Raw genomic sequence first — 22,814 nt, forward strand, 5'->3', positions numbered from 1 at the left:
ATGGCTATAGCTCACGGACGAGATTCATTTAATATTATATTGAATAACTATAACCCATCATTAAAGATAGTAATACCTGATATTTGTTTTATAGAAGCTCTGTCTACGTTTGAGAAAGAAAGACAAAACCGCCAGGAATTTAACCGAGAACTAAATATTCAATATAACAAAGCCTTTCGAGATATAAATTCTCCTAACGCTCAAAATTTGATGCAATATTTACAACAAACAATTATTTTTAATAACAAAATTCTTGATGACATTACTTTTCGGCTTAAGCAGGTAATAATTAGTCTAATTGATAAAGCAGAAATAATAAATATGAATAGTGCAATACTTGCTGATCTTACAGAAAAAACTTTGATTGGTTCAGATTCAGACTCTGATTCAGAAAAATTATTAATTCAAAATGACTTAATGGATAACTTGATTCTACAATGTATTCTTAACCATGCGAAGTCAGATACGCAAGGAATTAAGGTTTTCTTAAGCGGTAATACAAAAGATTTTGATAAGCCAAAGGTACAAGAGGCTTTGCGTAATGCAGGAATAAGTAAATATTTTACTCGCACCCAAGATTTTCTGGGGTGGCTACAGTCTCAAAACAGTTGAATTTATTGTCAAAATTATGCAATTCCATAATAAAGTGTTTACTATTGCTAAACGTTTTTGGATACTGATAATTCTAGCTGCATTCACAGCCGTTACATTGGCGGCTTGTAACCCATCTAATTTTAGAAGTTCGGCGGCACAAATACCCCAATTAGTAACTAGTATTCTTAGTGATCCTAAAACCTTTAACTACCCTCTAAGCTCAGAAGTACCTAATGTTTTTGGTTTGATTTATGAAGGATTAATTACTGAAAACTATGATACTGGTGGAGTCGATCCAGCCTTAGCTGAATCTTGGGAAATTTCCGATGATAAATTAAAGATTGTTTTCACTCTCCGTGAGGGATTAAAGTGGTCTGATGGGCAACCATTAACAGTAGATGATGTAGTCTTTACTTATAATGACATTTACTTGAACCCAGCCATTCCTACAGATATCAGAGATATTATGAGGATTGGTGAAAGTAGGAAATTGCCTACTGTGAGAAAAGTTGATAATCGTCGGGTTGAGTTTGCAATTCCCGAACCGTTTGCGCCTTTTTTACGTAGTGTGACTGGCGCTGCAATTTTACCAGCTCATGCACTGCGAGAATCAGTAACAACAAAAGATGCTGAGGGTAAACCCAAATTTCTCCAAAAATGGGGCGTAGATACGCCACCAGAGCAAATTATCGTGAATGGGTTGTACAAAATAGAGCGTTATGATACGAGTGAACGTGTAGTATTTCGACGTAACCCGTACTATTGGCGCAAAGGGCCAAAGGGTGAAGCTCAACCTTATATTGAAAAATTAGTATGGCAAATCGTTGAATCTACAGATACTTCTTTATTACAATTTCGTTCCGGCGGTTTGGATAGTATTGCTGTTTCACCAGATTACTTTTCTTTGTTAAAAGTACAAGAAAAGCAAGGGAATTTCAAAATATATAATGGTGGGCCAGCTACTGGTACAACATTTGTATTATTCAATTTAAATAAGGGTAGCAGAAACGGCAAACCACTAGTAGATCCGGTGAAGTCCCGTTGGTTTAATACAGTGGAATTTCGCCAAGCGGTAGCTTATGCAATCGATCGCCAAACGATGATTAACAATATCTATCGTGGTTTAGGTCAACCGCAAGATTCACCCATTTCTGTCCAAAGTCCTTATTATCTTTCACCCAAGGAAGGGTTAAAGGTTTACGATTACAACCTCGAAAAAGCCAAGCAATTACTATTAAAGGCTGGTTTTAAGTATAATGCTCAAAATCAGTTGTTAGATTCCGAAGGGAATCGAGTCCGTTTTACCTTGCTGACGAATGCTGGTAACAAAATTCGGGAAGCAATAGGTTCACAAATTAAACAAGACTTGAGCAAAATCGGGATGCAGGTAGATTTTACTCCCTTGGCATGGAATACTTACACAGATAAGCTCGCTAATACTCTAGATTGGGAAGCTTCCATGCTGGGTTTCACTGGTGGTTTAGAACCGAATGATGGTGCTAACGTCTGGAACCCTGAAGGCGGGTTACATATGTTTAACCAGAAACCCCAAGCAGGACAAAAGCCGATTGAAGGCTGGGAAGTAGCACCTTGGGAAGCCAGAATTGGTGAATTGTATATTCAAGCCGCTAGAGAGTTAGACGAAAGCAAACGGAAAGCAATTTACGCGGAAACCCAAAAAATTACCCAGGAGAATTTACCCTTTATTTACTTGGTGAATCAATATGCTTTATCAGCAGTGCGCGATCGCTTTGAGAACATTCGCTTCTCCGCACTAGGCGGCGCATTCTGGAACCTGTATGAAATCAAAATAGTTAAATAGGTAATTGGTAATAGGTAATAGGTAAGTAGCAAAAACTGTTACCCATTACCCATTACCCATTACCCATTACCCATTATCCTAAATTACTGTGACTCAACCTGAAGCTTTGCGATCGCTCCTCGAAGCTGTCGCCAATGGTAAAGTTACCCCAGATAAGGCGTTAGATTCTCTCAAAGATTTAGCCTATGAATCTGTGGATGAGTTTGCCAAAATTGACCATCACCGTCATCTGCGAACCGGTTTCCCCGAAGTGATTTGGGGACTGGGTAAAACATCAGAACAAATTGCGCGAATTATGGAGGTAATGCGCCAACGCAACCCGGTAGTCATGGCTACCCGCATTGAACCAAGCGTTTACAACATCTTACAGCCAAAAATTAGAGATTTACGCTACTACGAAATGGCGCGAATTTGTGCTATTACTCCCCCTACCATCGCACCACAGTTTGAGGGAGTTATCGGCATTCTTTCTGCTGGTACTGCTGACTTACCCGTGGCGGAAGAAGCCGCAGTCACCGCCGAACTGTCAGGTTTTCGTGTGCTGCGTCTTTGGGATGTGGGGGTTGCGGGGATTCACCGCTTGCTGAGTAACCGTCATCTGATTGAATCAGCATCAGTATTGATTGTTGTCGCTGGGATGGAAGGCGCTTTACCCAGCGTCGTTGCTGGCTTGGCTAATTGTCCGGTAATTGCTGTACCTACCAGTGTGGGTTATGGCGCTAGTTTTGGCGGTTTAGCACCTCTATTGACAATGCTGAACTCTTGTGCTGCGGGTGTGGGAGTAGTCAATATAGATAACGGTTTTGGTGCAGCCGTGTTAGCTGGGCAAATTTTACGTACTGCCGAGAAATTGCGGATGTCATCGGGAGAATCTTGAGTTATGACATCAAGGTAATGAGGGATTGGGGACTGGGTAATTTCCCTAGCCTTCAATCTCTAATCTCTAAACTTTACCTTAATTACTGAAGATGCACTACTTTAACGATTTAACATTTAAGATTTTTGGTGATTTTCCTTTACTGGCACAAAACATCACCAATCCTAACTTTATCGGTCAGATGCAGAAGACTTGGAACCATTTCGTGCAAACAGGTCAAATTTGGGCGCTTCTGATTGGTTTATTTGTTGGTTATATGTTCCGTAACCTTACCAAGTACGGTTGACAATGGTAGGGAGTAGAGGGAAAAGGGAAAAGGATAGAACATTACTCCTTTTCCCCTTTCCCCTTTAACCTTTTCCCAATCCCCTCGTACTTATGACCGAAAAACAAACTTGGAGTCAGCGATTTGAATCTGCACTACATCCAGCGATCGCCAGTTTTAATGCTAGTATAGGTTTTGACATAGAATTAATCGAATACGACATTACAGGTTCTCAAGCCCATGCTCAAATGTTGGCGCATACGGGGATTATTTCACCGACAGAAGGAAAGCAGCTAGTTGCAGGTTTAGAACAAATTCGCCAAGAATACCGCCAAGGCAATTTTCAACCGGGTATTGATGCTGAAGATGTTCACTTTGCAGTGGAACGACGGTTGACAGAAATTGTCGGTGATGTTGGGAAAAAACTCCATACGGCGCGATCGCGTAATGACCAAGTTGGTACAGATACTCGGCTTTACCTACGCGACCAAATCCAACAAATTAAAAGCCAGTTACGGCAATTTCAAGGTGTCTTATTAGACATAGCCGAACAAAACCTAGAAACCCTCATCCCTGGTTACACACACCTACAACGCGCCCAACCCCTGAGTTTAGCCCATCATCTGTTAGCTTATTTCCACATGGCACAACGAGATTGGGAACGGTTAGGTGATGTGTGTCGCCGTGTGAATATTTCGCCCTTGGGTTGTGGTGCTTTGGCGGGGACAACTTTTCCCATTGACCGCCATTACACAGCAGAACTATTGCAATTTGAGCGAATTTATGATAATAGCTTGGATGGAGTGAGCGATCGCGATTTTGCGATCGAATTTTTGTGTGCTGCTAGCTTGATTATGGTTCACCTCAGTCGTCTGAGTGAGGAAATTATTCTTTGGGCATCAGAAGAATTTCGTTTTGTCACCCTCAAAGATAGCTGTGCCACAGGTTCCAGCATCATGCCCCAAAAGAAAAACCCCGATGTACCGGAATTAGTCAGGGGAAAAACTGGGCGTGTGTTTGGTCATCTGCAAGCAATGCTGGTAATTATGAAAGGCTTACCCCTAGCATATAACAAAGACCTACAAGAAGATAAAGAAGGTATATTCGACAGCGTTAATACAGTTAAAGCTTGTCTGGAAGCAATGACAATTTTGCTACGGGAAGGACTAGAATTTCGGACTCAGCGCCTAAATGAAGCAGTTACAGAAGACTTTTCTAACGCCACCGATGTCGCAGATTATCTCGCAGCTAGAGGCGTTCCTTTCCGGGAAGCTTATAATATCGTGGGGAAAGTCGTAAAAACCAGTATTGCTGCTGGCAAACTTTTAAAAGATTTGACATTAGAAGAATGGCAACAAATACATCCAGCATTTGCCGCCGACATATATAAAGCCATCTCCCCCCGTCAAGTTGTAGCCGCCCGTAATAGTTACGGTGGGACTGGTTTTGAGCAAGTCAGTAAAGCATTAATTGCTGCGCGTGAGGAAATTAGGGAGTAGAGGAGTAACCCACCCCTAGCCCCTCCCTGGAGGGGAACCCAGCAGAGGAGAATAACTAATGACTAATGACAAATGACTAATGACCGATGACCAATGACCAATGACCAATGACCAATGACCAATGACCAATGACCAATGACCAATGACTAAAAAATTAGGGTGTACAGATGTACACCCTAAAAACTAAAACAATCCAAGAATCAAATTTTAAACAGACAAATTATTCAGCATCAATTGCTGCTGCTCCTTCATCTTCCTCATTCTTGGGAGTTCTTTGTTGGAACCTTCTTTGCATTCTTCCTGTTGTAGTCCGTTTACGAAACTTTCTGGCGTATGCCTGGTTCCGTAGCGCCTTTTCTTTTTTCGGGTTACGGCGCTTTGCCATGTTCACCTCGTTTATAAACAACAAAAAATTGCCACTAAGCGTTTTTTAGAGAATATCAGCGACGAATGTTATTGATAAAACTCTAGCCTAGTTTAGCTGGATAAATCTTGGAACAGCATACAATCCTACCGCATACTCTCTAGTTATGTCAATCGAGATGATCCTGAAAAGGTAGAAGCACTAGAAAATAAAATCCCAATTACATTCGTAAATATACTTTTAATAGCAAAAATACTCATAGTATAAATACGTATAATCTTAATGTATAAGCATTTTAAAAAGCTTAAATATAGAAGCAATAAAGATAATCATCAAAAAAACTTGCTTTTTATAAAATATGTGTTAAGTTATTTTTGACACCCAGTAAAGCAAGATTCACAATAGCTTGGGGTGACATACTGTGCATCTACCTATCTGTGGCTTCTGACTTTTAAATAGTTTCTTGAAAATAACTCGGATAGGTTCAATGATTAAATCTCGCCAATTGCCAAAACATCTCGCTTGTCTGTCTTTAGCAGCAGTATTCGCATCTAATTTAGCGATGTCTTCGGCTACTGCTCAAGTTACCACTCAGTCATCTTTTGGTTCCTCTGTCACATTCACCTGTAATGACAGTGAGGCAACTATCAGGGCTAAGAATGGCCCAAGAGTAGTGAGGGGAACGACAAGTATCTACATCGGTTATCAGCAAGTATCATCCATAAATAAAGACCCGCGTATCATTCGTTTTGATAACGGTGTCAGAACTTGGTGTCGTAGTGATTACGAAACAACAAACGATGATGGTACAGGTTATGGCTTGCTGTGGGATGGGGGAAATGTTCTCTATGGTGTTTTCACTTCTACAGGAACCCAGACTGGAAACGATTTCCGGCGTTATAGCAATGGTCGTTGGATGCCTACCTATGGTAGCGGTGGCGGTGCAAAAGTAGCGATAATCGCCAGGATTGATCCTACAAATGGTAATGTTAGCTACGCGACTTTTTTATCTGGTAGAAAGACTAGTGATGGCACAAGTAACTCTTTGTCAGTTCTTGGTTTGTCATGGAATAGTACAAACACAACTTTAACGGTGCTAGCAGATTCTTGGGCGTTTCCTCGCCGTCCTAACAAAACTTCTATGAGTTGTACTGGTTCATCACCTTTTAAATATGTGGCTGTTTTCACAGGTGATTTGATCACCATGAGCGGCGCTGCGGCTATTGGTTGTAATTAGGTTACTAAGCTCCTGCGGTTAGCCTAACGCCTGTATAATTGTTCAGTGTTGATGTTATTTTTTGATCAGGGTTGTATCTTTTCTTATTGGCGAATTAGTGCAGCGTATTGGGTAAAGCGATCGTTATTCAAATAAAAAAATAATGGCTCTGGATTGAGCCAAGTCAGCTTTTAAGTAAAAACAGTAATTAAAAATCTACTATGCTTATGCTAAAATATATACGCAGATAGCCTATTTGATTTTTTCAAATAGGCTAATATCCATAATTAAATAAAAGGGAGGAAAAAGTGCTTAAGCACTTACTTTTTGCTTTCGCTATGCTAGTCATGGTGGCAGTTATTTGCTATTGCCTTTCCACTATGACTAGTAACGTCGATTCTATTTTAAAGTCAGTGATCACATTAATCACTATGCTGAGATAGAAATCTCAATCAATTATAAATCTACCTAAAGAGGAGTGATAATCTTCTTTAGGTTTTTTAGTCACTAAAAATTTAGTAACTAAATTTTTGTACCTTATCTCAAATCTAGAATTAGTATAACACCATTAAATTGAGATCGTAAAGTAGTCACAAATTCTAGAGCCACTCTATTCGCTTTCCACTCGGAAAATACCTATAAATTTCCTTGTTTGCGTCTTTGCGCCTTTGCGTGAGCCTAACAATTATTTTGGTAATCATCTAGTCTGTAGGGTGGGCATTGCCCACCGGTTCATGGTTTTGGTGGGCAATGCCCACCCTACGATTTCAAAAATCAAGTGTGAGTCCTATATTGAAGCCCCTCTCCGCGTCGGAGAGGGGTTGGGGAGAGGTCTATCAAACTGGATGTTACAAGATTTCAACAATTTTTGACTCGCAAATAAAAGCCTCTGTCACCTGTAACCTGTCCCCTATCATTAATAATGATTGCCTGATTTGCGATGATGGACTGCTGTTACACCATCCTGATTTAAGACTTTACCGTTCTCTACAGTGGCGTAAACTAACCAGTGGTCGCCTGACTCCATCCGATTTTTAACTGAACATTCCAAATAAGCAAGGGCATCTTTCAGTACAGGACTGCCGTTTTCGGCTTGTTCTGTGGCTACATCAGCAAATCTATCTTGTCCTGGGACGAAGGGTTTGAGGAAGTGTTTCATCAACCCCAAATGATTGCCTTCTTTAAGAACATTAAGGACAAACTTATTACCAGTATGCGTAAGTCTGTAGGGTGTGTGACTGGCGATAATATTTGAACGTAGTCATGAGACTTGTAGCGTCACGCACCAAACACCAATTGTGACACTTGCGTAAGTCCTGGGGAAACTAATTTAAACCTAAAAAAGAGAAACTAAAGCAGAGATTCCAGAATCTAATGCTGTCTTTTGTGGCTTTTGGTTGACAACTAAGTTATTTATTTCATATCCCATCTTTTGCAGATTACTTAATATCAATTCATCTCTTTGCTGCCAAACATGAAATATTTCTTGTCTACCATCAGCAAGTATTGCTGAATCGATTTGATAAACATCATTGACTTTTTTTAATTTCAATCCCAACAAACTTAACAGACGGCTCAAAACTTTGATAGCTGTAATTTTTTCCTGAAAGCGAATAAAATCAATACCTAGCACTCTTTTAATTTGTTTACTATGTTGGAAGACAACATCTTTTAGCCAGATTAAATCAGAATCATTTTCATTAAATTCTCGCTCTGTTTCTAGGAACTGTTGCATTCCTAAAGCTCTCATTGCCTCAACTTTTAAAGTATAGGTCTTTAAATCCGGCAAGAAAACTTTACCATTTCCCCAAGATAATTGTTGATGCCATTCCTGTTGGTCTCTAATTTGAAAGTATTCACTTTCATGAGTCAGATAGTAATGGATTAATAATTGAGTGTAATATCCTTGGTCATCCCGCAATTTTAGCTGGGGAGTTACTAACACACCATATCTTTGTCGAAGATTGTATTTTTGAATTTGATTGCGTTCGTCATCTGTTAGAGAATGTTTGGCTGACAGATGCTCATATTCTAAATAATCAATCTCCTTAGCATTAGCTACGTTAGTTGCTAATGTTAGTTGATTTTGCTGCTTAATCTTCTTGATTTGCCGCTTAATTTCTTTACCTTTTTGGCGTTTTTCTAACCAATCTTTTTGGACTTTGACAATTTCTAGAACTAACCTTTGCCGTTCTTTTAAATCACTTGGTTCAGTCGCTAGGAATGCCAAGCGTAAATCTCTAATAATGTTATTATGAACTGCTTTACTCCGCAAGCGAATTTGATGCCCGTCATTAGTTAGTCCCTCTTCCATAGATTGGCGATAAAGACGAATAGAAGCATTTACTCTTGCAGATAATTTAGCCCATGTTCGCAAGTGAATAGGGTCATAAACTAAGGGTAAATCTACATCTATTTTATGTAAGGGACTCAGCAAAGCTAGGTTTTCTTTTTGATTTTCTTGATACCAATCAGATAGTAAACGATAATTTGTACTACCACTACCAATTAAGCCGATTCCTCGCTTGGCACACCAGACAATTCGAGGTACACTATCTCTAACTCTAGCTAGTGCTTGTCTTGCTTCTGAATCAGGAATAACTCCTTGAAAGATACCATACACTCGATCAAAATGTTGTACATCAATACTAATACCTGTGCCTAAACTAGGAGTGACAAAGACGGTATTATATCCAGTGATTTTCTGGTTAATGGCTGCAACAAAATCAACGGCTGCATGACCGGGAGTGCTGGTTGTATGACTATTAACTACTAAGGTTTTAGGGAACTCATACCGCAATTTTTCTAAACGTTCTTTAAGATAACGTTCGATTGTTTCGCAACTGTAACGTCCAGAGCGGCTATCAGTTGTTACATAACATTTACGTCCTGCTAGTAAATCCAATTCTAATTGCTGAATTAAGGGAATTGGATTAGGAGAATCATAAAAGGTTACTTCCCAACCTCGCTGTGGTTTCCATTGATTTACTACCACCCAAGGTGTGATTTTACAACCTGATAAACTCTGCAAGTATTCTAATGATACATCTGATAAATCGGCATCTTGGGCAATTACTAAACCACCTGTGGATAAAACTAGAGAAATTAATTGCTGAAATAATCTGAGAATTTTGACGCGCTTGTGTTTACAGGTATTACTGTTGAGGAGATGCCACAATGACTGCTCAACTTCATCTAAGATGATGATTGCACCTCGCCATTGTTCTGGGTGTAGTTTCCAAATAGAATCAACGCATAAACCTAAAGATTGATTGTTGATGTTATCTATCAAATCACTATTTTTTCTGAGGGACTCTGGATTATTTAATCCCCATTGAATGCCAATCTTTTCACACAAGAAACGTCCTAATTGGATTCTATGAGTAATTAATAATACTGGTCTATTGATTGTTTTTGCTTGATGTACAACTGCTTGTAATGCCGTGGTTTTTCCTGTACCTTTTGCTGATTTGACCCCAATTAATCCAGAGGTGGGAAAAGCTATTTCTCCTAAATATGGACGATTAACTGTAATTGCAGGTGGAATGGTTAATTCGGTGTGGGGTTTGATTTGTGCTAGATAAATTTCTAAATCTACGCTTTGGCGATAAACTTTATCAAAACTATTTACGCCTTTAGCAACTATTAACTCATCTACACCTTTCTCGGAACCTGGCAGTTCGATAACTTTTACAGGGCATTTTTTAGCTTGAAATAAACAACCAAGTTGGGCGATCGCATTACTAACAGCAGCTATTTTTCTCGGTTGAGTTTCATAATCAAAACAGATATAAAATGGGCGCTTTGTCATTGCAAAGGCGGCTAAGTCAGGAATTAGCTGACGACTGACGACTTTACCAAATTTATCTTTGACAACTCTGTAGCCACTGGTAATCCCAGGAATTGCGATCGCCACATATCCTTGAGATAATAATGTGGCCGCTTTCTTGGCTCCTTCGCAAATAATCACGGGTATATTACGTTCCATCACCCATTGCCAAAAGCCTTCCGCCTCACCTTGAGCATTTATAGTCACATCTTCAGGCATAGGGTAATTGTAACGCTGGCAGACTTGCTGCCATATCTCCCACGTTACCCGCAGACAAAATATCCGCGTTGCTGTGCTGGGGGGATGTTCATATTTGATAGACTTACCATTTTGATTTGTTCGCGGTTGGTTTGGCTTAAAGCATCCCCATTCCATAGGTTGCCAATTGTTGAGAGGATCTAACCCAGAACACCACCAACCCCCCGCAGTCACATGACTATATCGCTCTAGCCAACCACTTCTCACCATACCTGTATTGGTACGGGGTAACTGTTCGGAAATCAATAGATGCTCATAGGCGCTTATGCCTTGCAGAGAACTAAAGTTAAGCTTTACTAAGTGTAATCCTATACCACTACTCTTGACTAATTCTTCCAAGTGTTGTGGCTGTAAATCTAGCAGAGGCATGGGGCAAACCGCGAACGGAATTAAGATGAATTTAAAACTTAGCACGCCTTGACTAGTTTGTTATGGAAGAAAATTTGAATTTTACTTAATACTTTTATTACTTCGTTTTGGAAAATACATCGGTATAGGTGGCAGTGGTTGATTTTCTGTGATCCCATTGCTCAAGTAATAATTTTGTATTGCAATATTTATTACAATTAAATTTTATATTTCAGTAACTTTACTAACTAATCTTGAGTAACATAGATTTATAAGCTTTGTCAATCAAAAGTTTGGTGAAAATAAGAGATTTTAGAGATTTTTATCATAATTATTTTTTAATACAGAAAATTTGCGTTTGATTACTGATGTAATCGAGGAAAACACTAGTTAATTTATCTGACACAATTATTTAAACCTAAGTACAAGCTTAGGTGTTTGCGTCAGCCATTTTACGAGTCGTGATGCGTAAAGCCCCCGTATTTTTAATCGGGGGATATAAGCGAACAGGACAAATTTATTTGTCCGTAATGCTTACAAAGCATAAATACGATTTATAATATTAAAGGAGGTGATGAACAAGTGTTTAACCTGACATACGAATTTAAGTTAAAGCCAACCCATGCACAAAGCCAGATATTTGAAGACTGGCTAGAAATTAATCGCCGTGTTTATAACTATGCACTGGCTGAACGCAAGGACTGGTACTTATCACGTAGTTGTCAGATCAACGCTTGCTCACTTAAGCACGAATATATTATCCCTGCCGACACACCTCGCCCAACCTACGCCAGCCAGTGCAAAGCGTTAACTGCTGCCAAAAAAGAGTTTCCTGAGCTTAAAAAAGTACAGTCTCAAGTTTTGCAGCAAACATTAAAGCGTCTAGAAGTTGCATTTGTGGCTATGTGGGAGAGAAATCACGGTTTCCCCCGATTCAAAAAATCGGGACGGATGCGGTATGAGTGTTTTCCCACAGATGCAAGGTGAAAGGCTGAAGCCAGGAATGGTTAATTTGCCCGTGATTGGATGGGTTAAATTCCGACAATCAAGGGAGATACCTAATGGTGGCGTAGTCAAGCAAGCCCGTGTGGTCAAGCGTGTTTCTGGATGGTACGTGATGCTAACAGTTCAATGGGATGTGTCTGTACCATCATCAACACCACATGGGGAAGGCGTGGGAATTGATGTAGGGTTAACAAGCTTTATTGCTACTTCTAACGGGCTAACTGTCAAGCGCCCAAGGTTTTTTGTAGATGCCGAACGCAAGCTTAAATTGCTGCAACAGCGTGTTTCCAGAAAGCGACTAGGTTCAAAAAATTGGCACAAAGCCCAAAAGAAGGTGGCGAAACTGCATGAGTACGTTGTCAACTGTCGTAAGGACTGGCACTCTAAACTGTCTCACCAAATCTGTAATGATGCCGGAATGGTATTTGTTGAAGATTTGAACTTAGTCGGGCTATCTCGTGGGATGTTAGGGAAGCATTGCTTAGATGCAGGGTTTGGTCAATTCTTTAATATCTTAGAACAGACCTGCTTTAAGCGTGGTGTTTATTTCCAAAAAGTAGATAGCCGTAAAACTAGCCAAATTTGCCCTAGTTGCGGTGTTGAGACAGGTAAGAAAGAGTTATCAGAACGTACTCATGTTTGCTCAAATTGCGGATATACCACTGATAGAGATGTGGCAGCCGCGCAAGTAGTTCTCCAAAGGGGGCTTGCAGCCGTAGGGCATACGGTCAAGATGCTTGCTGTTCGCGTAGCGGCGCGTTAGCGCGGGTAAATTCGTTGGAATCCCCGTGAAGCAAGAATCCCCGAATTTCTAATTCGGGGAGTGTCAAGAGAGATGAAGCGGTGAAATGCAAAACTTATAGCAGGGGACAGGTGACAGGGGACAGGTGAGTCCAGTCCTGTTCGCGTAGCGTCCCGTAGGGAAGGCGGGTTTCCCGCGACCTGGGAACTGGCGTTCGCCCTTGGCGTGCCGAAGGCATACCCGGAGGGTGATAGGCTGAAAAGCCGCTTGTCATAAAGATTCTATGATTCATCCTTGTCCTAACCTATGTGGCTACTGCCATAAATCAAATCTGGAATTAATCACCCATGCTAATATTCATGTGAACTAGAACCCCAATACCAATCCACAGGAGAATACAAAATATAATTGTTCAATGAGCGTATCTTTCCTTTTTAGCAATCTGGTTATATTATCTTCAATCGTTCTTAGAAATCTAACTTTATTCAGTACGGTATCTCTATGGGACGCGCTCGTTCTAAATCTGACCTGCCTACAAAAATCTGTCCGGTATGTCAACGTCCCTTTACATGGCGGAAAAAATGGGAAGATTGTTGGGACGAAGTTAAATATTGTTCAGAACGTTGTCGCCGTCGTCGTTCTGAGGCTAAAACCGGGGACTAAATCAGTTGACAGTTGACAGTTAACAGTTAACAGTTGACTGACACAGCCAATATTCAAAAATAATGCAGGGTATAAATGAGGTCACAGGTGCAACCAAAATTAATTATTCATGGGGGAGCAGGTAGTTCTCTCCACGGTAAAGGCGGATTGGAGGCAGTGCGCCAAACGCTTCACGCTGTGGTAGAAGAAGTCTACGCTCTATTATTGTCAGGTGTGAATGCTTCCGTTGCAGTGGTGAGGGGTTGTCAACTGTTGGAAGATGAACCCCGCTTCAATGCTGGTACTGGTTCGGTGCTGCAATCTGATGGTCAAATCCGCATGAGTGCTTCTATCATGGATGGTGCATTAGGGCGCTTTAGTGGTGTAATTAATATTTCACGGGTAAAAAATCCGATTGATTTAGCACAATTTTTACAAACTTCCCCAGACCGAGTACTGTCAGATTATGGCGCGGCGGAATTAGCCAGGGAAATGCAGATTCCTAGCTACAATGCCTTGACTGAGTTGCGGTTACAAGAATGGATACAAGAACGGCAAGATAATTTTAAAAGCACGATGGCTGGGGTGATAGCAGAACCAGAATTACTAGAAACAAGTAATGCTGGACGCGGTACAATCGGCGTAGTAGCTTTAGATACTTATGGTAAGTTAGCTGCTGGTACTTCTACAGGCGGTAAGGGCTTTGAACGCATTGGGCGAGTCAGTGATTCTGCTATGCCTGCGGGTAATTATGCTACTAATCATGCCGCCGTCAGTTGCACTGGTATCGGTGAAGATATTATTGATGAGAGCCTAGCACCAAGGATTGTGATTCGTGTCACAGATGGATTATCCCTGCAAGAGTCCATGAAGCGCTCATTTGCGGAAGCACACGAAAACAAAAGAGATTTTGGTGCGATCGCCTTAGATGCAAGCGGTGCGATCGCCTGGGGTAAAACCTGCGATGTCATCCTCGCCGCCTTCCATGACGGCGAGAAGATTGGCGATACATTAGAACTGCCTGTGGGTACGCAGGTGGGTTGTGTGAGTTAGGGATTGGGGAAGGGGGAATGGGGAATGGGGAATGGGGAAGGGGGAATGGGGAATGGGAAAGGGGGAATGGGAAGGCTTCTTCTTGTCTACTCATCTCCCTCATCTCCCTGTTCCCCTCCTGGGAGGGGTTAGGGGTGGGTTTCCCCCATCTCCCTCATCTCCCCCCTCTCCCCCATCTCCCCCCACTCCCCCATCTCCCTCAAGATTCCGCACTCTTTCTCCGCCATCCTGGTTTCACTACCTGACGAGTCCGGGCAATGACTAGGGAATCATTGGGAACATCTTCTGTAACAGTGGAACCGGCTGCTACATAGACATCATCGCCTAAAGTAACTGGGGCAACTAAGACGCTGTTGGAACCGGTTTTAGTGCGATCGCCGATTTTAGTCCGATGTTTTTTCACGCCGTCGTAATTGGCGGTAATTGTTCCTGCGCCCACATTTACCTGGGTTCCCGCAGTGGTGTCACCTAAATAGGATAGATGAGCAACGTTGGTGCGATCGCCTAATTCGGTATTTTTCAACTCTACAAAATTACCGATGCGGCAATTATTACCTACTTGGGCATGACCGCGTAAATGGGCATAGGGGCCGATTCTCGTGCCATCTTGGATAATACTATCAGTCACTACTGAATACTGGACTGTAACATTTGCGCCCAACTGACTATTTTCTATTAGACTGCCCGGCCCGATGCGACTGCCGGTTTTAATTACTGTATTGCCCCGGAGGTGAGTTTGCGGTTCAATAATTACATCCGGTTGCAATTCTACGGTGTCATCAATTGTGATACTATTAGGGTCTATAAGCGTCACCCCGGCGATCATCCATTGTTCTTTGACTCGCCTTTGCAAGATATCGTAGGCTGTAGCTAATTGTAGGCGATCGTTAATACCTAATATCTCTTGATCATCTTCCACATCTACCGCCATCACCTGACCAACTTGGGTCACAGCATCTGTTAGGTAATATTCCTTTTGCGCGTTGTTCGCCTGCAAATGAGGTAGGACTTGTGCCAAATTTTGCCAACGAAAGCAATAAATGCCAGCGTTAATACGGTGATTTTGCTTTTGGGCGGGAGAACAATCTTTGTCCTCAACAATTTGCTGCACAATATTGTTACCGTTACAAAAAACCCGACCATAACCTTTAGGATCAGGTAAGTGGGCTGTCAAGATAGTGGCAGCATTTTCATTTGTTTGGTGCGTTTGTAATAGCTTTTCTAAGGTTTGAGTGCGTAACAGTGGCACATCCCCATTAAGTACTAGCAAATCTCCAGTGTAGCCTTCAAGGTGTGGGAGTAATTGTTGGATAGCGTGACCTGTTCCTAACTGCACAGTCTGTTCCACAAACTCCAAATTAGGAAACTGGAGACCTGCTTTAACTTGTTCAGCCTGATACCCGACAATGACAACCCGTCGTGAAGGTGAAAGCGGTTCTACACTGTTAATAACTCTTTCGACTATTGAGCGCCCACCCAAAGAGTGTAAAACTTTGGGTAAGTCCGATTTCATTCTTGTGCCGCGTCCTGCTGCTAGTATTGCTACGACTACCATAATTAGCTATTAGCTTTCAGTGAATAGCGCTGTTGCGCTTGTTACCTTTGTAGGCTCAAATCATAGCAGCTATTGAGGAGGAGTAGGGAGACTTAATCAGTTAACAGTCAACAGTTATCAGTTGTCAGGTGATGTTACAGCAGTTTCGCTATTCGTGAAATACTGTAGAGATTGACATGTAACGTCTCTACATGGTTTTGGGTTTTACGCTTGTACCTCATTTACCCAAAATATGCTGTAACTGTTAACTGTTAACTGACACCATCACTTTCCATCTGTTGTTGACGCAAAAGTTGAAACTCGGCAAACTGTTTCATCAATTGGGGGTTACGCCAGCCTGATTTTGTTTCCTCAAACATGATGGACAATGCTTCTTCTGCGGAAAAAGATTTTTTGTAAGGACGTTCGCTACTTAATGCGTCATAGATATCAATAATTTGGAATACTTGGGCGAGGTAGGGAATTTCCTCTCCTTTGAGTCCATCAGGATAACCTGAACCATCCCAACGTTCGTGATGATGGCGAATAATGGGTATTACACCCTGCATACTCCGTAGAGGTTGGCAGATTTTTTCCCCAATTAAAACGTGTTGCTTCATAATTTCCCACTCATCAGGGGTAAGTTTGCCTTTTTTCAGTAGCACAGCATCAGGAATCCCTATTTTACCGATATCGTGAAGATATCCACCCCACATCAAATTCCGAATTTGGTAACGTGAGAGATTGAGATACTCACCAAAGGCTTTTCCTACCCTAACTAAGCGATCGCAATGATCACCAGTATTGGGATCGCGACTTTCAATAGCACTAGCTATGGAAAATAGTACTTGTGCTGCGTGGTCTAAATCTTCATTGAGAAGCTTCTGTTTGACTAAAGATTTGACACGCGCTACTAATTCCACTCGGTCAAATGGTTTAGTTAAGAAATCGTCTGCTCCTACTTCAATACCACGGATGCGCGATCGCCTATCATTTAAGGCTGTAATAAAAATTATAGGAATTAGTCGAGTGTGTTCGTCTTGCTTAAGTAATCGACATACTTCAAACCCATCCATTTCTGGCATCATCACATCTAATAATATGAGATCGGGCTGTTGTTGTCTCACCATTTCTATAGCCGCAGTCCCACCGTCAGCTTCAATTACTGTATAGCCTTCCATACCCAAAAGGGTAACGGCAGTCATCCGGCTAACGCTATGATCATCTACTACTAAAATTTTCGGTGATTCTGCATCAAAGCCGTTCACTTGAGAGATTTGGGCTTGTATAGTTCCAGAAATTAAAGAGTCGTAAATATAATTCATCCCAGGTTTCAGCCAAGCGATCGCTTTTTTGCTTTCTGTTACCAACAACTCGTCTTTAGATAAACCCAACAAGGTAATATCTTTATTGTTGTTTAATTGCAGAACCTGATTTGAACCAATAGCATCTATTTTGTTTGGGTGGTCTGACCCACTAACGTTATGTTCAGTAGAGCCTGTATTCTCGCCACTCCTTTTAATCACAGAAGTACCCCAATAATTTAAAAATATATTGTCTGACTTTAAACCAATCTGAGTAGTTGTTCATATTCAACTGATTGTTCACAAGCTTTATGTGCTTTCTCAAGCTGACTATTTCAGTTTATACGTAAAAATTTTCTGTGCGATGAGAATGTAGTAATTTCATATAAAATAATGTCCCCATATCATTTATTGATGATTACTTCAGTATGCTAAATTATTGCCAATGTTCAATCAGGCTTTTCACTGAGATTTTCTCACATGATAATGCTTTAATAAAATCATAAGCATTTAATCTATCATCTAGTTTGGCAAGTTTAACTTTTTAGCCTTTTATTTAGTCTACATCTAATAAGTTTTCAGCTTTTTCTATAATTTCAGTACATCATCATCCAACTGCAATATTTAAGATTTTTTGTATAGAAAAGTACATTTGCTTGAGAAATTTAATTATATATACTTGAAATCGCTTAAGAAAATATATAGTTACTATAAAATTATCCAGTTAGACGTAAGTAAATATTTATAACAGCATTCATTGTAAGTAATATTACTGAGTTAAACTATCTATACAGCGTTTGCGCCAACGAGATGTAGGCTCTAATGAACTCGCTTGCTGTTCTTGTTGTCGGCGCTGCACGATCGCCGGAGCCTCGTCATTCAGTAGCGGATCGCGGTAAGGAATGGCTGCACGAGTTAGTAAATGTTCCATCTCAGCTAGAGATAGAGGCGGAAGTGCTGAGTGGGTATGGAAAGAACTTTGAGGATGTGCGGCGACAGTACCAGGCGATCGCCTACCCACTGGTGGAGTTGAACCTATTTGTAGTCCGGCTGTTAAAATTGCTGTACGCACAGCCGCCGCACAAGAATAAGTTGCTAACAAACCATCTATGTGTAAACACAGCACTACCTGTTGAATAAATTCAACAGTCCACAACTGGGGACAATGAGGCGGTGAAAAGGGGTCTAAAAAAATAGCATCAGCTTGAAAACCTGACTGATGTACTTTAATAATAGAGTTCCTCGCATCACCAATTAAAAGTTTTGCTTTGAGGCGTTCTGTTTGCACCTGTTGCTCAAAAGCCAATTTGGTCAAAATATCTATGTCTTCATAATTCCAATTGTCAAATAATTTATGTTCAATAGCTGCTTGCGGTACAGATGGATTCAATTCTAAACCAATTAATTCGATATAACAATGAGGATTTATTCGCCAAATTGTTTCTAAAGCGGCGGCTGTATTGTATCCTAGACCATAACAAATATCTAATAACCGCAAAATCGGTTTGTGAGCAGCTATTTCTAGTTGAGTAGGAACAACAAACTTAAAGAAACTTTCCTGCTTGGCTCCAAAATGGCTGTGAAAAGCCTCGTTAAATTGTTGGGAGAAAAAGGTAAAGGAACCATCAGCAGTGGCTTGTGGGACAAATTCAGAGTTAGACATAAGTTATATGCAGATAAATAATTTTTAATTTTTATAACTGATATGCAATTTGTAGTTTCGCCAAATTGGCTTTTACAACACCTTCAAGATTCGCAAGTCGTCATTGTCGATTGTCGCTTTTCTCTAGCTGATCCACAACTAGGACAACAACAGTACAAAGCAAGTCATATACAAGGTGCTTATTATTTAGATTTAAACTTGGATCTTTCTAGTCCTGTGGGTGAACATGGTGGGAGACATCCTTTACCTAACCCTGATGACCTAGCTAAAAAGTTAACAGCTATGGGGGTAGAGTTCCAGAAAACTTTGGTTGTGGCTTATGACGACTCTCGCTTTGCTTTTGCATCTCGTCTTTGGTGGTTACTACGTTATTTGGGACACGAACAAGTAGCTGTGCTAGATGGAGGCTTTAGAGGGTGGCAACAAGCAGGTTATCCTATTACTGATATTATTCCTGAATTTAAAACAGCTAACTTTGTCCCGCAACTACAGCCACAAATGTTAGTAGATATTGCAGATGTAAAAAATCGTAAAGATTTACCGACAGTGGTTTTGGTAGATTCGAGAGAGAGCGATCGCTACCGAGGTGAACGAGAGCCAATTGATAAAATCGCTGGTCATATTCCCGGCGCAGTTAATTATCCTTGGCTGGAAGTGACCGATACCACTGGTTACTTAATTCCCCCAACCGAACATAGTCAAAGATGGCAAAATATCGTTACATCTGAAGAAATTTTAGTTTATTGTGGCTCTGGTGTCACAGCCTGTGTGAATTTACTCTCCTTAGAATTAGCAGGTATTCATACAGGTAAACTTTATGCAGGTAGTTGGAGTGATTGGATTAGTTATTAGTCCTTAGTCCTTAGTCCTTAGTCCTTAGTCCTTAGTTTCAAACCTAAATCTTGAGGTTGCGACTGTTGACTATTAGACCTCTTGCATAAATACTTTGGTGTTGCTGACAATACTATTGAAAAGCTCACGCAAAGACGCAGAGGCGCAAAGAAGAACGCAAAAGATTAACTAAAGATTAACTCGTGAAGTTTATATATTCTGATTGTTCCACTATTCGTGCAAGAGGTCTACTGACTATTGACTATTGACTAATTTTAAAACTCTCCTATTTTTAAGTTGTAGCTGATGTTTAAAAACCAGCTTTCAAAGTCAATGTTTCTCGCTGTGGAGTCGCCGAAACTGTAGCCAGTCTGGAAATTTAGACTAGTAGAATTGGATAAGCGGTAAATTATGCTTCCATATAAACGATGATATTGGTCTTGGCGATCGCGTGCGGAAAAGTCGGATAGGTATAACTGGTAGTTTAACCCAACCTGTAGGGGTTTTTGTAGGTAGTAACTTAAAGATAGCCATAAAGAATTCACTATCCGGCTACGATTTTCTGGGTCGGATAGCTTCCAATTAAATTCGTAGAAACTATCAAACATTAGTTTGTCGGTGAGGGTGTCTCTTCTTCCTAGCGACAAATATAAAGAGTTCTCATTGAGGAAGCGATCGCCTGCTTGAAAAAATTCACTATTTCTTGCATAAAATAACTGTTGATTAGTCCAGCCAATTTCACCATACATCCGTTTAGATAACTGTTGATAAATCCCTACATTAAATAGTAGTTGATTGTAATTAAATTTTGATTGATCTACATAGCGAATCAAATTACCATCAATCGAAGCATTTATATAAGTTTTCGCTCCTATAGGGAAATATGCTGAAGCTAGCCTCAGCCCATAAAAAAACAAACCATCATTTGTAGGTGAAATATCAGATGAAAAAATGTTATCACTCTGAAAATATCCTACGTAAGCTTGCAGAGAACCTATAGGTTTAAACTCAGGTACAGGTTGCTCTACAGGTGGTAGCGGTGGTTGTTCAATTGGTGGTGGTAATACTCTTGCTCGTATCCGCAATCCCAGTTCGGGGCGGCTTTGGGCTTGTGAATCTGGCTGTGTTGTTTTCTGTAATCTGCGCCTGAGTCTCTCTAGTCTTTGGTTGTAATTTATTGGAGGTTCTAACAACTGCTCTATCGGTTTTTGGTCAGGGGGAGACAGGTCGCTTGGTTGTCCTTCTAACTGTGGAGGTTCGTTATTTACTTGGCTAATTCTGGGATTGTCAATGGATGTGAAGTTACTTTCATCAATAGCTTGACCAGTTAATAGTTTTGCTTTGGCGATATTTAACGGCATCTGTTGTGTAGATACCATGTTAAAAACAGGGTCTTGTGACACTTGAGAAATATCAACTTTTATCTGATTAGATTGGCAGATTTGATAATTATTCTCTGAGTTAACAAAAATTATTTCTTTCTGACCCAACTCATAGCGACATTTCAATCTATCTGACTGTTGAACCAATGCCGCATTTACAGCGATGCAATAAATGCTGGCACTACTGGAGGATACTAAAACCGTCAATAAAAATTTTTTCCAGCCTTGAAGATACATCCTGATAGGTGGATTAAATACGAATTTTCATATTATACTTAAAGTGGACATTTTTATGAAATATTAAATAGATAAAATTTCAAACAATTTTTACTTCCAGTCAACGTAAAATAAAGCATAACTTTGACAAAATTACAATTGTAATATTGAGATTTTTTTGCCTTAATTACAGCCCAATTTTTATATATCTTCTATGCGTCTCCATCTACTGCCATTATTATCTATTGGATTGTATGGGTTGATGATATTATCGTCACCGCAAGTAAATGCTAATGTGCCTTTAACTCGTGCGGAAATTCAGAGTCTTCGTAATTTCGTGCAGTTGATTCAAAGAGCTTCTAATAATAAGCGTCCAGCAAGGCCAGCAGATGCAATCATTCCTGGGGATGGGCTAGCAACTGGTCGAGCTTCTTTGGCAGATTTGCGTTTTAACGATGGTTCTTTGGCGCGGGTTGGTGAACAAGCAGTATTCCGATTTATGCCGAAGACGCGAAATTTCAAATTGTCTAATGGAACAGTATTACTGCTAATTCCACCTGGAAGAGGACAAACACGCATCCAAACACCAAGCGCAACAGCCGCCATTCGTGGCTCTGCATTATTCGTCCGTTATGACCAAAAAACAGATACAACAATTGTTGGCGCATTGACAAATAGTGGTATTGCAGTTGCTAATAAAGACGCATCACAAACTCAACCATTACAAGCAGGTCAACTGTTAGTTATAGTTAAAGGTCAATTCCAAGGTTTATACGATTTTGACCTACGCAATTTTTATGAAACAAGTGAGCTGACTGAGGGATTAGATTTAACTAAACAAAATACGTCAGCAATAGTTGATCCGGCGATCGCCAGTGTACAAGCAGAAATTATCGCCGCTTTAGCCACACAGTCACCAGTTACAGGTCAAGGAGTCACAGAAAACCCAGCTTTTCTTGACTTAACGACCAATTCCTCCAGCGTCACAGATGGGAACTTTGACCAAGTAGATTCAACACCAGACGACTCACTGGTTAATTCTTTAATAGAAACAGGCGAAATTCTATTTAATAATGCACAAAGACCAATATCAACAAATAATGTAGGTAGTGTCAGTAACAATCCCAATAATAACTTAGGAATTGGTAATCCAGGTGAAGATCGTGGTAATGGTAATCAAGGCGTTAATCCAACTCCCCAACCCGAAACTCCAAAACCAGAGACTCCCCAACCCGAAACTCCAAAACCCGAAACTCCAAAACCCGAAACTCCGGGTGACGACGAACCACCCCCACCTCCTTAACATTTATTGGAATATATAGCAGTAGCCACATAGATTAGAACATTGAAGAATCACAGAATCTTCATAG

The 22,814-nt window shown here is 40.6% G+C and carries 19 protein-coding genes and 1 pseudogene; 12 read left to right on the forward strand and 8 right to left on the reverse strand.

The window, feature by feature from the left end:
* The 5 genes from H6G83_RS10720 (at position 1) to argH (ending at position 5,057) form a co-directional block, all read left to right on the forward strand.
* Entirely contained in the window at positions 1-612 is a 612-nt protein-coding gene (locus H6G83_RS10720; RefSeq protein WP_242044527.1) for a PIN domain-containing protein, read from the forward strand.
* A gap of 16 nt (positions 613-628) precedes the next feature.
* Positions 629-2,416 carry an ABC transporter substrate-binding protein gene (locus H6G83_RS10725; protein ID WP_190471119.1) on the forward strand — a complete coding sequence of 596 codons (1,788 nt, stop codon included), beginning with the start codon at positions 629-631 and terminating at the stop codon, positions 2,414-2,416.
* An 88-nt stretch (positions 2,417-2,504) separates the two neighbouring features.
* Positions 2,505-3,293, forward strand: coding sequence for a nickel pincer cofactor biosynthesis protein LarB (gene larB, locus H6G83_RS10730; RefSeq protein ID WP_190471124.1), 789 nt, complete (start codon positions 2,505-2,507; stop codon positions 3,291-3,293).
* A gap of 91 nt (positions 3,294-3,384) precedes the next feature.
* Complete coding sequence (locus tag H6G83_RS10735) at positions 3,385-3,579, forward strand: hypothetical protein (protein WP_190471127.1); 195 nt, start codon at positions 3,385-3,387, stop codon at positions 3,577-3,579.
* Positions 3,580-3,671: 92 nt separating this feature from the next.
* The gene (argH, locus tag H6G83_RS10740; RefSeq protein ID WP_190471129.1) at positions 3,672-5,057 is read left to right on the forward strand and encodes an argininosuccinate lyase; all 1,386 of its coding nucleotides are present in this window, start codon (positions 3,672-3,674) and stop codon (positions 5,055-5,057) included.
* 220 nt (positions 5,058-5,277) lie between these two features.
* Here the strand turns inward: argH and H6G83_RS10745 are convergent, their stop codons facing one another.
* Entirely contained in the window at positions 5,278-5,442 is a 165-nt protein-coding gene (locus H6G83_RS10745; RefSeq protein WP_190471133.1) for a hypothetical protein, read from the reverse strand.
* Between the two features lie 466 nt (positions 5,443-5,908).
* Here H6G83_RS10745 and H6G83_RS10750 point away from each other — a divergent pair, with 466 nt between their 5' ends.
* Positions 5,909-6,658, forward strand: coding sequence for a hypothetical protein (locus H6G83_RS10750; protein WP_190471136.1), 750 nt, complete (start codon positions 5,909-5,911; stop codon positions 6,656-6,658).
* Positions 6,659-7,553: 895 nt separating this feature from the next.
* Here H6G83_RS10750 and H6G83_RS10755 read toward each other — a convergent pair.
* Together H6G83_RS10755 and H6G83_RS10760 are read right to left on the reverse strand one after the other, a co-directional pair.
* Positions 7,554-7,859: pseudogene (locus tag H6G83_RS10755) on the reverse strand (flavin reductase family protein); the annotation flags it as partial.
* Between the two features lie 114 nt (positions 7,860-7,973).
* A complete protein-coding gene (locus H6G83_RS10760) occupies positions 7,974-11,093 on the reverse strand; it encodes a plasmid replication protein, CyRepA1 family (protein WP_190471139.1) in 3,120 nt (1,039 codons plus the stop codon).
* A 561-nt stretch (positions 11,094-11,654) separates the two neighbouring features.
* Between H6G83_RS10760 and H6G83_RS36520 the strand changes: the two genes are divergently transcribed.
* Positions 11,655-12,059: a transposase gene (locus tag H6G83_RS36520; protein WP_313935735.1), complete on the forward strand. Its 405-nt coding sequence runs from the start codon at positions 11,655-11,657 to the stop codon at positions 12,057-12,059.
* Positions 12,031-12,840: a transposase gene (locus tag H6G83_RS36525; RefSeq protein WP_242044528.1), complete on the forward strand. Its 810-nt coding sequence runs from the start codon at positions 12,031-12,033 to the stop codon at positions 12,838-12,840. Before H6G83_RS36520 ends, H6G83_RS36525 begins: the two co-directional genes overlap by 29 nt.
* A gap of 94 nt (positions 12,841-12,934) precedes the next feature.
* Here the strand turns inward: H6G83_RS36525 and H6G83_RS10770 are convergent, their stop codons facing one another.
* Entirely contained in the window at positions 12,935-13,111 is a 177-nt protein-coding gene (locus H6G83_RS10770) for a hypothetical protein (RefSeq protein WP_190471142.1), read from the reverse strand.
* A 209-nt stretch (positions 13,112-13,320) separates the two neighbouring features.
* Between H6G83_RS10770 and H6G83_RS10775 the strand changes: the two genes are divergently transcribed.
* Both H6G83_RS10775 and H6G83_RS10780 read left to right on the forward strand, forming a co-directional pair.
* Positions 13,321-13,482, forward strand: a complete 162-nt coding sequence (locus H6G83_RS10775) for a DUF2256 domain-containing protein (protein ID WP_190471145.1) — start codon at positions 13,321-13,323, stop codon at positions 13,480-13,482.
* Positions 13,483-13,557: 75 nt separating this feature from the next.
* Complete coding sequence (locus H6G83_RS10780; protein WP_190471148.1) at positions 13,558-14,514, forward strand: isoaspartyl peptidase/L-asparaginase; 957 nt, start codon at positions 13,558-13,560, stop codon at positions 14,512-14,514.
* 199 nt (positions 14,515-14,713) lie between these two features.
* On the opposite strand, the gene glmU is transcribed toward H6G83_RS10780, so the two are convergent.
* From glmU to H6G83_RS10795, 3 genes are all read right to left on the reverse strand, one after another.
* Positions 14,714-16,069, reverse strand: a complete 1,356-nt coding sequence (glmU, locus tag H6G83_RS10785) for a bifunctional UDP-N-acetylglucosamine diphosphorylase/glucosamine-1-phosphate N-acetyltransferase GlmU (protein ID WP_190471151.1) — start codon at positions 16,067-16,069, stop codon at positions 14,714-14,716.
* 251 nt (positions 16,070-16,320) lie between these two features.
* Positions 16,321-17,574 carry an HD domain-containing phosphohydrolase gene (locus H6G83_RS10790; protein WP_190471155.1) on the reverse strand — a complete coding sequence of 418 codons (1,254 nt, stop codon included), beginning with the start codon at positions 17,572-17,574 and terminating at the stop codon, positions 16,321-16,323.
* A gap of 547 nt (positions 17,575-18,121) precedes the next feature.
* Entirely contained in the window at positions 18,122-19,015 is an 894-nt protein-coding gene (locus H6G83_RS10795; protein ID WP_190471158.1) for a tRNA (5-methylaminomethyl-2-thiouridine)(34)-methyltransferase MnmD, read from the reverse strand.
* A 33-nt stretch (positions 19,016-19,048) separates the two neighbouring features.
* Here H6G83_RS10795 and H6G83_RS10800 point away from each other — a divergent pair, with 33 nt between their 5' ends.
* A complete protein-coding gene (locus tag H6G83_RS10800; protein WP_190471392.1) occupies positions 19,049-19,867 on the forward strand; it encodes a sulfurtransferase in 819 nt (272 codons plus the stop codon).
* A gap of 254 nt (positions 19,868-20,121) precedes the next feature.
* On the opposite strand, the gene H6G83_RS10805 is transcribed toward H6G83_RS10800, so the two are convergent.
* On the reverse strand, positions 20,122-21,435 hold the full coding sequence (locus H6G83_RS10805) for a transporter family protein (protein ID WP_313935743.1): 1,314 nt from the start codon (positions 21,433-21,435) through the stop codon (positions 20,122-20,124).
* 223 nt (positions 21,436-21,658) lie between these two features.
* Here H6G83_RS10805 and H6G83_RS10810 point away from each other — a divergent pair, with 223 nt between their 5' ends.
* Entirely contained in the window at positions 21,659-22,747 is a 1,089-nt protein-coding gene (locus H6G83_RS10810) for a FecR family protein (RefSeq protein ID WP_190471165.1), read from the forward strand.
* Positions 22,748-22,814 lie beyond the last annotated feature (67 nt).

This window comes from Anabaena azotica FACHB-119 (genome assembly GCF_014697625.1).
GTDB classification, from domain to species: Bacteria; Cyanobacteriota; Cyanobacteriia; order Cyanobacteriales; family Nostocaceae; genus Trichormus; species Trichormus azoticus_A.

What these genes read in the sequence shown, in the direction of transcription:
- H6G83_RS10775 (WP_190471145.1), top strand. Translation starts at nt 13,321, where the DNA reads ATGGGACGCGCTCGTTCTAAATCTGACCTGCCTACAAAAATCTGTCCG.
- H6G83_RS10720 (WP_242044527.1), top strand. Translation starts at nt 1, where the DNA reads ATGGCTATAGCTCACGGACGAGATTCATTTAATATTATATTGAATAAC.
- argH (WP_190471129.1), top strand. Translation starts at nt 3,672, where the DNA reads ATGACCGAAAAACAAACTTGGAGTCAGCGATTTGAATCTGCACTACAT.
- H6G83_RS36525 (WP_242044528.1), top strand. Translation starts at nt 12,031, where the DNA reads ATGAGTGTTTTCCCACAGATGCAAGGTGAAAGGCTGAAGCCAGGAATG.
- H6G83_RS10810 (WP_190471165.1), top strand. Translation starts at nt 21,659, where the DNA reads ATGCGTCTCCATCTACTGCCATTATTATCTATTGGATTGTATGGGTTG.
- glmU (WP_190471151.1), bottom strand. Translation starts at nt 16,069, where the DNA reads ATGGTAGTCGTAGCAATACTAGCAGCAGGACGCGGCACAAGAATGAAA.
- H6G83_RS10735 (WP_190471127.1), top strand. Translation starts at nt 3,385, where the DNA reads ATGCACTACTTTAACGATTTAACATTTAAGATTTTTGGTGATTTTCCT.
- H6G83_RS10760 (WP_190471139.1), bottom strand. Translation starts at nt 11,093, where the DNA reads ATGCCTCTGCTAGATTTACAGCCACAACACTTGGAAGAATTAGTCAAG.
- H6G83_RS10795 (WP_190471158.1), bottom strand. Translation starts at nt 19,015, where the DNA reads ATGTCTAACTCTGAATTTGTCCCACAAGCCACTGCTGATGGTTCCTTT.
- H6G83_RS10780 (WP_190471148.1), top strand. Translation starts at nt 13,558, where the DNA reads ATGAGGTCACAGGTGCAACCAAAATTAATTATTCATGGGGGAGCAGGT.
- H6G83_RS10750 (WP_190471136.1), top strand. Translation starts at nt 5,909, where the DNA reads ATGATTAAATCTCGCCAATTGCCAAAACATCTCGCTTGTCTGTCTTTA.
- H6G83_RS10770 (WP_190471142.1), bottom strand. Translation starts at nt 13,111, where the DNA reads ATGAATCATAGAATCTTTATGACAAGCGGCTTTTCAGCCTATCACCCT.
- H6G83_RS10745 (WP_190471133.1), bottom strand. Translation starts at nt 5,442, where the DNA reads ATGGCAAAGCGCCGTAACCCGAAAAAAGAAAAGGCGCTACGGAACCAG.
- H6G83_RS10725 (WP_190471119.1), top strand. Translation starts at nt 629, where the DNA reads ATGCAATTCCATAATAAAGTGTTTACTATTGCTAAACGTTTTTGGATA.